This window comes from Dolichospermum sp. UHCC 0352 (assembly GCF_009711925.1).
GTDB lineage: Bacteria > Cyanobacteriota > Cyanobacteriia > Cyanobacteriales > Nostocaceae > Dolichospermum > Dolichospermum lemmermannii.
The window spans coordinates 1-11,826 of sequence record NZ_VIKY01000159.1 but is presented as its reverse complement, the minus strand read 5'-3'; the positions used below and the strand labels follow the sequence as shown (position 1 = coordinate 11,826).

Genomic DNA, 11,826 nt, shown 5'->3' with positions numbered 1-11,826 from the left:
TTGATTTTCATCTCCGTAATTTCCCTCTGTAACATTTTGGGGTGCGGAATGTGGGCTGTAGGCATAAAATTGTATGTCCAAATTATTATCAATAAGGTGGCATATCTTCTAAATAAGAAAACCCATCTCTGATAATTTTAGCAGCTTCTTCTGATAATATGATTGGCATTTCTTCGGTCATGTCAAAGCTTCTAGAAAGATTCTCACTTTTAAAAGTTAAAGCATATAAATATTGATATTGTTTATTTGTTTCCTCAAGAAAGTCAAGTTTAAACTCTTTCAAACATTTCATACGTTCCAGTGAATCACCGCTTACTCTGGCAATTCCCAGGTCAGGTTCAATCTGATTCTCTTTAATTCCTAACAACCAAATGAAATTACCTAACTGATTCTTTTTAGCCATATTTATAGCAATGATTATAATTATTGCTGCTGCTAAAATATAAGGAGCGCAAGCGGTTAAAAGTCCCCATGCCCCCGCAAACATTCCCGTATTATTAAAAATCGCTGGTAATAAGTCTTTGGCTGATTTTAGCAACCCTCCGGTAATATATCGAATTGCTTCACTAGCAGGGATAGATAATCTTTTGGTGATGACTGAAACTACAGTATTTTTAATAGCATCAAAAAATGCTCTTGGTAATGAAATGCCTTTTAATATAAATGTTGATAGCAAACTTTCGGCTATTTTACCAAGCACATTGACAACATCTAAATTAGTTGGTGTTGGTACTGGTGTGATTGCACCATAATTACTCACAACACTTCCAAACTGTGATTTTAGATTATCTTGAGCATAGTTAGCTTGGTCTTTGAACTCAACTAACTTTTTACCCTGTGTAAATAGCCTTCTGATACCTACCATAGCAGGACGAATGACTTTACTTTTCAGGAATTTGATTATATCTACTTTGCCTTTATTTTCTTCTCTAGCGTTTGCTTTGGCAGCTTTAGATTCATCCTTACCAAATCCTGTACTGAGCGAAGTCGAAGTAATTGTTTCTTTAATTCGCTGAAGTATATTATTCAATTCTTCTTTGAGTTTGTTAAATAATTCTAGAAATATATTTACTAAATTGTCGTTGTCTTGTGGAAACTCAGTTATGGCTTCAGAAAAGTTCTGTTCAGTTTTTTCTCTAACTGCAATAAAATGATTCCTGACTTCTTGGGGTACAGGATCTTCTTGTTCATCAAATTGGTACATTAAATCATCATAAGCAGCTAATACTTGTGCCTTCAAATCATCAACTTTATCTTGAAACCAATTTTTATTAGTCTCTTCGATGCTTTTGATTCTTAGAAAAATATCATCACTATTATTTGTATAATTACTTTTGACAATATTCCCCCAATTCATAAATAAATTATTTACTTCTACTGCTGCTGTGTAATCGTCCGGTTTAGTAGCTTGACCAGCAAGTAAATCTAATTTATTCTCTCCTGATGCTTGGGGATTATCGTGAACTTTTGAATTAACTACTTTATTCACACCATAACAAGATTGTAAAATCTCAGTTGCAGCGAAACCAACTTCTTGATCTAATTCCTGTTCGGAGAAAAAATTTAAAATTCCTTTTATATCAGGAAGATTGTCTTTTGAATAAACAACGGGGTTTAATCCATCAAACCAATCTTCTTTTTGTTGCAAAGCCTGAACGACATCATCGGGAACTTTCAACCCACCTTTATTAATCCAGATGCCGTCTGATATTTGATTTAATAATTCTTCTGGTGTCATATTTTTACAGAATAACTATTTATGTATTTTAACATAATTCTGAAAAATATTAACACTATAACAGTGGATTTTACCGATAATTAAATGATGTTAATTGGTAAAAATTCAGAAGTTACTAATGTACAGCAGATTTTTATTCATTGATTTTAAGGTTTGAGTCTTACCACTGCCAGAAGTCCCTAAAACAACTGCATGACCATTTCGTAAATTAGCCAGATTCTAATAGCATTTATCGCCTAAGAATATTCCAGAGTGCGATTTTTCTTTCTCAATTACTTTATTTTGTGGTTTAAGTATCGCTTGTGGTAATGGCTTAGGCATATAAATTACTGAGGCGATTTATCAACCCTTTTCATTATACTTTATACTTGAAGTTATTTTACAATTTACTGGCGTTTCCGCACCTAAAAGTACACGCATGAAGGTTAATTCAGGGGTTGCTTAATGCGATCTTTATAGTAAAGTGAATAATAGTATAGAAAAATCCCTGAATAACCCTAGTTATGAACATTAGTGTCGCAAACGTACAGAAACAGCCCCAATTAGAGTTTAGAAACAATCACAGTATCAATTAATTACTATACATTTATGCCTAGATTTGACCCAGCAAAATTAAAAAAAGTATCTGTTAGTCTTCCCTTTGGCATTGGTTCAGCCGAATGGGAAGCCGACTCAACCGAACGTAAAGCAGCTTGGTCTTTATATGTCGAACTTGTTACCCGCATTGCTGTGCAACCTTTGGCATCTGACCAAGGACTTTTGCGAGAAGCCTTGGCATCTCTGTATAGCTTGTTTCCTGTAACCCGACAAGTCCTCAAAGAAGGTGGTCCAGATGTGGGGGCATCTCATGATTCGGTTGGTGGAATTGCCATAGCCGTGTTGAATAATGGTTTACGTCCTTTTTTATCAAAATGGCATCCACTTTTGCAAACCTGGGAAGCCCAGCTTCCCCCACATCTGAGTCCTAGAGAGCATGAGCGCAAATGGTCTGAAGAACCAAAATTGAGAGAAGAACTGGAATCCCTGAGACAAGATTTGGAACAGTATGCGAATGCGTTGGCACTAATTGCTGGAGTGGAACAGTAATGGAGAAAAATGAATGAAAGTCTTCATGAGTCATAGTGGCATAGACAAACCATTTGTTGAGCGTCTAGCTGGAGATTTACGCACCCGCGAAAGTATTGATGCTTGGCTTGATAAATGGGAAATTCTTCCTGGTGACAGGATAGCAACAAAGCTGGAAGAGGCTCTGTCTAGTGCAAGTATTTTTCTCCTAATCCTCTCGCCAGAGAGTGTAAATTCAAAGTGGGTTAGCTATGAAAAAGACGTATGGCTGACTCAACTAATTGAGGAAGAGATACGTGCAAAACAAGAATCGCGTACTCCCAATCGTCGCTTGATACCTGTTCTTTATAAAGATTGCGAAAAGCCAGCTTTTATAAAACCTCTTCTATACGTCAGTATAAATGATCACAATTATGAAAATGGTTTTCAGCAACTTGTTAGAGGTATTCGAGGTGAGTCTGGTAAACCTCCGTTAGGAGGTAAGACTAATGCTGAAGTTATCTATTCATCACCACAACAACAGTCTTCATTAAGTGTTGTGCCGAAAAAATTGGCTTTTAATTTGCTGAAAATTCTCTTAGTACCTCAATTTTTAGAAGTTGTTTTTCTATACGATATGGAATCATCTTATTTGCCAACTAATGTATCACAAATTGAAAAAATTAGTGTACTTATTAACTACGCTCTTCAAAAGGAAGGAAATTCTCTTTCTGACTTATTAAAGACCATATATGAAGTTGCTCCACATTTGAAGAGGTAATGTAAATGAATCGTCAAAAAGACTTACTCCAAAGGCTTAAAAATTTGACAAATAGTCAATTCGAGGAAATAGTAATCAATTTAGAGATTGATCACTCCCATCTTCCACATCCAGCAACACGAACTGATAAATCCATAGAAATTATTAAAATACTAAAGCAAAGACCGGACGGACTTGATTGCCTAGAAGAAGAGCTTCAAGGCTTAAGTAATACTAAATATAGTGAAAATAATGACAAGTCAGAAGGACAATTATTAAAAGGTGCTGAAAATTCAAGAAGTCAGTATAAAGGAAAAGCAACCGATATTTCTAACTTTGTTGGACGTGAAGATGAAAGAAAGAAGCTAAAGAAATGGATTGTTCAAGAAAATAATAGGATGATAGCTATTGTTGGTATTGGTGGACTTGGAAAAAGTGCTTTAGCAAAAAAGTTTACTCAAGATGAGAGAAATTTGACCGGAGGTGGAATTGGAAAAAGTAGCTTGGTAGCAAAGGTAACTGAGAATATTCAGGATGAATTTAAGGATGAGTTTAAGAAAGTTATTTGGCTCTCGCTAATTGACGATCCAAGTATAGAAGAAACATTAAAAGGATTAATTCAGGACGTTTCTAATCAAAGAGAAACAGATTTCTCGCTAGAAAAACTTCTATTTTATATAAAAGAAAATCGATATTTAATTGTTTTAGATAACGTAGAAACACTTATGGAGGAGAAAACAAATGATGATATGGTCGGTCATTTCAGAACAAACCGTAAAGAATATGAGCAAATGTTTGAGCAACTAATAATTAAAGAGCATAAAAGTTGTTTTCTGTTAACTAGTAGAGAAATACCACAAAGAATTTTAGATTTAGAAGGTGATAAAACACGTTTTGTCGAAATATTGAAGTTATTCGGATTAGGAACTAATGAAGGAAGACAAATATTTGAACGCTTTGATTGTAAAGTAAATTCAGACGATGATTGGGAAAAAATCGTTAAATTTTATGGTGGTAATCCTTTAGCTCTTGAGCTTGCTGCATCACATATCAAACAACAATATGATGGCAAGATATCAGAATTTTTAAATGGAGAACAAATAGTTTTTGATAATATAGAGAAATTATTAGATTGGCATTTCAATAGACTATCTATTGAATCAAAAGATGTCATGTACTGGTTAGCAATTAATCGTGAAGCAAGTTCATCTGATGAACTATCTAAAGATACTAATTATGCAACGCTAAACTTAAATAAATTTATTCAAGCAAGAATTAGACAGTCTATTCCTTTAGTAAAAAGTGAGGATGAAAAAAGAATTGGATTGCAACCTGTTATTCTTGAGTTTATGATAGGAAAGATTATCAAAGAAGTGTGTCGTGAGATTATACAAGAAAAACCTAATATTTTAAATACTCATGCTTTATCTAAAGCCTCTATAAAAGATAGTTTAAGACATATCAATAATCGCTTGATTCTCATTAAAATTATAAATAAAGTAAAAGTTTTATTAAACTCAGGAAAATATGTTACAAGTGAGCAATCTAAAGTAGAAAGGATAGAGTTAGTTTTAACGCGAGAAGGGTTATTTGAAGAATTAGAAAAATCTGATGATTTCGTAAACAAGAAATTGCTTAATGAATCTTTAATACAATGTTTGCTGAATGATGCTAATAAAGATGAAAGTCTTGAGTCTAAGTTGGAGAATATTGTTCTAATTCTAAAGCAACAGGATTTAATCAAAAATCGTTATGCAGCAGGTAATATTCTCAATTTACTATGCCAAATACAAAGAAAAGAAAACGAAAAAGTACAAAATATTACCTTAAGTGATTATGACTTTTCTGGTTTAGAAATTCGTCAAGCTTATCTAAGAGGTATTAACTTACCCGGAGTCAATTTTACAGAATGTACCTTTATAAATTCAATTTTTACTCAGGATTTTGATAGAATAAAATCACTAGCTTTTAGCCCAAAACATCCAGAACGCGAAAAAGTTTACCTCTTAACAGGACATTCTGATAAAAAAGCTCGCTTGTGGGATGTTGAAAATGGCAATCTTCTATTTGTTTGCCATGAGCATACAGATTGGATTCGCGCAGTTGCTTTCAGTCCTACGTGCGAATTCTTTGCTACTGGGAGTGATGATCAAACGATCAGACTTTGGAATCTGAAAGCAAGTTTGAATGATAGAAATGCTCCAGGGCGATGTATTGGAGAATCTTTGAAGGGACATACTAAATGGATTTGGTCTCTTGCTTTTAGCCCTGATGGTACTCTTCTAGCGAGTGGTAGTGCTGATCACATTGTGAAACTTTGGGATGTAAGTGATGTTAAAAAACCCAAATTTTTAAGAGACCTAAAAGGTCACGAAAATGAGGTACTGTCAATTTCGTTCAGTGCAGATGGTCAGTTTATTGCCAGTGGTAGTGCTGACAAAACTGTAAAACTTTGGAATGTAGAAATGCGTAAGTGTACTCAAACTTTAAAAGGACACACTGATGGTGTGGAGTCAGTCAGCTTCAGTAAAGATGGTCGGTATCTTGCTAGTGGAAGCAAAGATGCAACTATAAAAATTTGGGATTTGGAAAAAGATGAAAAAGATAAGTGCATCAAAACGTTTGATGAACACCAAAAACAAGTTAAATCAGTTTGTTTTAGCCCATTAAGTGAAGAACTACTAGTAAGTGGAAGTAGTGATAGCAATATAATGCTGTGGAATGTAAATAAACTAGAGTATATCAAAACCTTAGAGGGACACACGGACATTATCGAATCAGTTGGATTTAGCCACGATGGACTGATGATAGCGAGTGGTGGAGAAGATCGTGAAACAAGGTTGTGGAGTGTATCGGAACAACAATGTCTGAGAACATTAAGAGGGTTCACAAATTGGATCTGGTCTGTTGCTTTTAGTCCTGATGATCGTAATCTAGCAAGCGCAAATGGTGATGGGACAGTCAGATTGTGGGATATTGAGAAACAAAAAGAGTGTTGCCTAGCTCTAAAAGAGCATACAAGTGCAGTGATGTCAGTTGCTTTTAGAAAAGGTGGAAAAATTATAGCCAGTAGTAGTGATGATCAGAATATTAAGCTTTGGAGTATGGAAAAAGACCAGGAAGGGAGTATAACAAACTTAGTATGTATTGATACTAACTCAGAAGGGCATAAAGATAGAATCAAGTGTGTCTGCTTTAGTCCTGATGGTTCAAAGTTAGCAAGTGCAGGTTATGACGCAAAAATAATGCTTTGGAATGTTGATTCTGAAAGTAATCCAAGGTTGGAAGAATGTCAAGAATTAGGAAGACATGAAAATCAGATTTGGTCTGTTGTCTTCAGTCCAGACGGTAAACTCCTAGCCAGTTGCAGTACCGATGGCACAATCAAGTTATGGGATGTTACCACTTGTGAGTGCATTACGTTGTTAGATCACAAAGATGAGGTTTGGTCAGTTGCCTTCAACCATGATGGAACACTTTTGGCAAGTGGTAGCGAAGATAAGACTGTTAAGTTGTGGGATATCAGGGATATCAGAAATCCTAAGTCTGTAACTTGCTTACATATTTTAAAGGGACACAGTGGATGGATTTGGTCAGTTGCCTTCAACCATGATGGAACACTTCTGGCAAGTGGTAGTGGCGATAATACAGTCAGGCTATGGGACGTAAAAACAGGTGAATGTCTCCAAATCTTTAATGATCACAAAGATTGCGTTTGGACTGTTGCTTTTAGCCATAATAGTCAGATGCTTGCAAGTGGTTCTTCAGATGAAACAATTAAGGTTTGGGATGTTAGTGATCCTAGAAATGCTAATTTGAAAGCTGATCTGAGAGCTAAGAGACCTTATGAAGATATGAATATTAGAGGGGCTAAATGGTTTACACAGAGTAATACGGAGACTGAATTAAAAGAATTAACAGAACCAATAAAAAATTCCTTGATTAGTCTAGGGGCAGTCGAAAAATAGCAAATTTAGGTAAGACTTGATTTGTTTGTTGAGTTTTAGAGTAGTATTTTTATTGAATAGAGTGAGTATTTTCCAGATTCAACTAATGAACTTAGCTGAATCTCATCTTTGAACAGTTCATTGAGTGTTGTTATTTTGTGTGGAATAAAATTATGGAACAAGCTATCTCTGTTAGAGAAATGACAATTGATGATGTAGATTCAGTTATCGAAATCTACGATAGAGTTTATAACTCTAAGTACATCAGTTTTGGCGAATTGGCTGCTGGCTTGGCAATTAAAAGTGGTGTTCATTTTGAGCGTGCTGAAAATGCTCTCGAAATTTTCCGGGAAGAGGTTGTTGGGCTAGTTTCTAAGTCTGAAGCTGAAAATTCAGAAGTTAAACAGTTTGTTGGTATTGTTGATAATGTTATTGCTGGCTTTGCATTAGCTAATCTTAAGACTACTAAAGCTGGTCATATTGAGTGCTGGTTGAATGACCTCGGTGTGCTTTCTGATTATCGAGGTAGAAGAATTGGGAGTCAATTAGTTGACAAAGTAATTGAATGGGGTACTAAGCATAATGCTAAATATTTCCTCTTAGAATCTGGAATAGACAATGAACTTGCTCATCGGTTGTTTGAGAAAAAAGATTTTCATCCTTTGGCAGTAGTTTTTTATAGAGAGGCTTGAGCTTAATAACTGTCCGTTCGCTCATTTTTAACTTGCAAGATTTAATTAAGCCCTACAGGGCTTGTAATCCATGCTATTCAATTGATTCAGGCATTTTCATCTTATATAGAGCTTTTGCCATTTTATGATTGATGCTATCCCTGTACCTTAAATAATCACCTTTGGAAGCCTTCTGTGATGGTTGCAAATTTTACTTAAAATTAACAGGTTACTTGAAAATCACCGATTTCTTTTTGCATTAGGGCTTTAATTCCCCTCCCGATTTCAAAATCAGCGAACGGACAGTAATTATCGTGGTTACTGTCCAATTTCTCTCCCGTTTCGGCACAGTCTAACCTTATTGACTACTAACTATTGACCGGATTTGCAAACTACCAGTGGCAAACTCATCTCCTAAAAATCTAACCACAGTTTTTAACGGTGCAGCTTCTAATTTAATATTACTAGGTGATGCGTCAATAAACTTAAATTGGTAAGGGTCACGCGGTAAAATTGAAGTGTCAAAGTCTTCCACCGATAAATCACCACCAACAAATACATTTGTATTAGTTCGATTAAAATATCACAATTTGTAACGCACATTAATCAGTCAATAGACAGTATAATAGATTCCCAAGCACAAGAAAAACAAAGTAAGTTTGTCAATCAGTGCCTAAATCAAAACTCCCAAGCTACATAAGCAACCAGGGAGTTTTAGTTTGTTTAAAAATTCACCCAATCCATTTTCACTTAGCGATGTTTGGCGACGGAACTAAGTAAAGGGGCTGGATCTAATTCACGAAGAACCATGAATAGCAAATCATGGCAGTTTGATATTTTTATATTAAACTGCATCGCAGTTATTGAGCAAGTTTTTTCTTATATTACTATTGTAACACAAAGTAGTATAGTCAATCAAGTTTGTTTGATATGTGCTGACCTCAACAAATTACAGGAGGTGCAGCCATGATTAAACCACCTGACCACATCAACTTTACCGACTGGCAAGAATGGCTCTCTTGTGGTGTAGATCCAGAACTTATCGCTCTTAACGTCAAATCCCTAGCAGGAAACATCACCCATGAGTATTTGTTATCGGATGCCTTAGCAAAACTGGGAGACGGCAAACAAACACCCCACAGTAGCCAATACACCACTTCAGAAGTAAGCAGGATTCTATACAGATACAAACACACCTTAAATGGTGGTTGGTGGTGTGCCGGTGTTGACCCGTTGAACAATTACGCCCCGATGGAATGGGGATGTTTCAAGCCCGACACCCCAAGGCTTGACCACAAGAAAAATAAACCCATCAAGTATGAACATCCCCCCGGCGTTGCTACCCGTGCTTTTTTCCTGCGAGTGCCCAAACGTATTTGGCAGATGATCAGCGATATTCACGGTGTACCCATTGGGGATTATGAGGAGTTTTGGGAGTGGGTGTTAATAAACAACCTACCCATCATCTTTTGTGAAGGCGCGAAGAAAGCCGCTGCTTTGCTATCCTGTGGATTTATCGCAGTGGCATTACCCGGAATTAACGGAGCATATCGCAAAGTTGAAACCAACCAGAAAAAACACAATTTAATTCCTGACATAGAAATATTTGCAACGCCAAAACGAGAAATAACAATTTGTTTTGACAATGACCCCAAACCAACTACCAGAAAAAATGTCAGGATAGCGATCAACGTTACTGCTAAACTGCTAAAATCCAAAAAATGTCAAGTCAAAATCTGTGACTGGACAAAAGAAAAAAATATACCAGAAAAAGGTATAGATGACGTCCTAGTAGTTCATGGTAGAGAAGTTGTAGAGAACATTATTACCACTGCTTTACCCGTTTCCCAGTGGCAGACGCAGCCCTATTACCAGCTATCAAGGAAGATTAACCTCACCCTTAACCAAAGATATTTAGGGGATATCTTGACCAACATTCCCCACAAAATTATAGGGGTAAAATCTCCCAAGGGGACGGGAAAAACGGAAGCATTAAAGCCATTAGTTGATAAGCTGGCTAGCGAGGGCTATAGCGCTTATTTAATCTCTCATAGAGTCCAATTATGTCAAGCTTTATGCAGTCGCTTGGGCGCTCCTTACATTGACGATATTATCAACGGGAAAACAGATCGCTCTCAAGGTTTTGGCGTAGTAGTTGATTCATTACACGGTCAAGGTAAGGGTCAGTTTGATGTTGAGAATGATACATATTTACTAACTAATAAATATGTAGTTATCCTTGATGAGATAGAACAAGTTTTATGGCACTTACTCAACTCAACTACAGAAGTTAAAGAACACCGAACAGAAGTTATTAAACAGCTTCAACTACTACTACTTAATGCAGATAAAATAGTGTGCTTAGATGCAGACTTAACAGATGTATCTTTAGACTTTGTGCAAAGTGCTGCCAACTGCAAAGATGACGATATCTTTATCATCAATAACGAGTACAAAGAAGGGGGATATGAGATTAATAATTACCAAGAAACCACCCCGGTAAACTTGTTGCGTGACCTGTTGGCAGCAATTGATAATGGCGATAAAATCCTTATAGCAACTGACTCTCAGAAAATCAATGGCAAATTTTCTACTCAAAATATTGAGTCAATTATTATCAAAAAATTCCCACACCTGAAAGATTTAATCCTGAGAATTGATTCAGAAACAATTGCAGATCCCGAACATCCTGCTTATGGTTGTATCACCAAAATTAACAACATTATCAAACAATATCATGTAGTCTTAATTTCTCCATCTGTGGGAACTGGAATATCAATTGATGTCAAGAATCATTTTGATAGTGTGCGGGGATGTTTTCAGGGTGTGCAAAGTGAAAATGCGGTTCGTCAACAATTAATGAGACTTCGTGATAATGTCCCCCGTCACCTATGGATAGCTCCCATTGGTTTATCGTGGCAGGGGGACGGATCAACGTCGCTATATTCAATTCTGAGCAGTAACAGAAAGCAATTTAAAATACATCTTCAGCAATTAAAAAACGTTGGTTTTGAGATACTAGAGGATTATATAAATACAAATGATTCAGCATTGAACTGTTACGCGAAAATGGCTTGTAGAATCAATAATGAGATGAGCGATTATAGGGGAATTATCCTGAAAAATCTTGTCAGTGAAGGCAATACACTCACTAATAAATGTGACGACGACGACGAAATTATCAAGGAAGAGATAACCAGCATACGAGATGAGAACTACCTTGAGGAACTGGACAATATAGCTTCAATTAATATTGATGACTTAGATGATCGGTCTTACGAAAGACTATCAAATCAAAAGGCGAAAACTAAAACGGACAAACAAAGACAAAGAAAATACTCAATTAAAAAGCGTTACCAAGTTGATGTTACCCCTGACTTGATTTTGAAAGATGACGACGGATATTTTCCCCAATTACGTCTCCATTATTTTCTGACAATGGGATTTGAGAGCATCCCACAAAAGGATCAAACATCTGCTAAGAAGATGAGAGAAAATCAATCAGTTTTCCTACCAGACTTTAACAAGTCCCAAAGTTCAACAATAGTCAATCTATTGCGATCGCTCAACATCCCCCAAATCTTAGAACTGGACAAATTTACACAAACTCACCCACTGCTAGTTGACATGGCAGATAAGTGTAGCGACCTGCAATACTAATCACTC

At 36.1% G+C, this 11,826-nt stretch carries 7 protein-coding genes; 5 read left to right on the top strand and 2 right to left on the bottom strand.

Going from position 1 to position 11,826, the window contains the following annotated elements; translation table 11 throughout:
* Positions 1-88: 88 nt before the first annotated feature.
* Complete coding sequence (locus FJR06_RS11070) at positions 89-1,738, bottom strand: hypothetical protein (protein ID WP_168651432.1); 1,650 nt, start codon at positions 1,736-1,738, stop codon at positions 89-91.
* 588 nt (positions 1,739-2,326) lie between these two features.
* Between FJR06_RS11070 and FJR06_RS11065 the strand changes: the two genes are divergently transcribed.
* The 4 genes from FJR06_RS11065 to FJR06_RS11050 all read left to right on the top strand — a co-directional run bounded on the left by FJR06_RS11065 (position 2,327) and on the right by FJR06_RS11050 (position 8,181).
* A complete protein-coding gene (locus FJR06_RS11065; RefSeq protein ID WP_015079992.1) occupies positions 2,327-2,824 on the top strand; it encodes a hypothetical protein in 498 nt (165 codons plus the stop codon).
* A 13-nt stretch (positions 2,825-2,837) separates the two neighbouring features.
* On the top strand, positions 2,838-3,563 hold the full coding sequence (locus FJR06_RS11060; protein WP_168651431.1) for a toll/interleukin-1 receptor domain-containing protein: 726 nt from the start codon (positions 2,838-2,840) through the stop codon (positions 3,561-3,563).
* Between the two features lie 5 nt (positions 3,564-3,568).
* Positions 3,569-7,510, top strand: coding sequence for an NB-ARC domain-containing protein (locus FJR06_RS11055; protein ID WP_168651430.1), 3,942 nt, complete (start codon positions 3,569-3,571; stop codon positions 7,508-7,510).
* A gap of 152 nt (positions 7,511-7,662) precedes the next feature.
* Positions 7,663-8,181 carry a GNAT family N-acetyltransferase gene (locus FJR06_RS11050; RefSeq protein ID WP_168651429.1) on the top strand — a complete coding sequence of 173 codons (519 nt, stop codon included), beginning with the start codon at positions 7,663-7,665 and terminating at the stop codon, positions 8,179-8,181.
* 337 nt (positions 8,182-8,518) lie between these two features.
* Here FJR06_RS11050 and FJR06_RS11045 read toward each other — a convergent pair whose 3' ends face one another.
* Complete coding sequence (locus tag FJR06_RS11045; protein ID WP_174783459.1) at positions 8,519-8,695, bottom strand: hypothetical protein; 177 nt, start codon at positions 8,693-8,695, stop codon at positions 8,519-8,521.
* Between the two features lie 431 nt (positions 8,696-9,126).
* Between FJR06_RS11045 and FJR06_RS11040 the strand changes: the two genes are divergently transcribed.
* Entirely contained in the window at positions 9,127-11,820 is a 2,694-nt protein-coding gene (locus FJR06_RS11040; protein WP_015079988.1) for a plasmid replication protein, CyRepA1 family, read from the top strand.
* The last annotated feature ends 6 nt before the right edge of the window (positions 11,821-11,826 follow it).